The 387-nt window shown below is 55.3% G+C and carries 1 pseudogene; it reads left to right on the forward strand.

What is annotated here, in order from left to right:
• A pseudogene (locus AB2B41_RS23390) lies at nucleotides 1-387 on the forward strand (hypothetical protein); the annotation flags it as partial.

Below are 387 nucleotides of genomic sequence, written 5' to 3' on the forward strand. Positions count from 1 at the left end.
GGTGTTCGCGGTTCTGATCCTGATCGCGATCACCGGCGTTGGAATATGGTGGTATCAAGATGACACTTCTTTTGGGGAGCGTGCGGATTTTCAGCTACCCGACCGGCCCTCAATCGCGGTTCTGCCTTTCGAAACATTCCGAGATGACGAAGACTATCGCTATCTCGCCGATGGCATGTCCGAAGACATCATTACGCAGCTTGCGCGCAATGCAGAGCTTACAGTGATGGCGCGGTCAGCATCATTTGCTGTCGCAGAGAAAACGAGTGACGCCGCCGAGATTGCGCGAGAACTTGGCGTTTACTACTTACTCACAGGCAGTGTCCGGCGCAGCGGCGATCACCTCAGGATCACGACACAGCTGGTCGACGGGAAAAGTGGGAGGAA

Source organism: Sulfitobacter sediminis, assembly GCF_040811725.1.
GTDB lineage: Bacteria > Pseudomonadota > Alphaproteobacteria > Rhodobacterales > Rhodobacteraceae > Sulfitobacter > Sulfitobacter sediminis.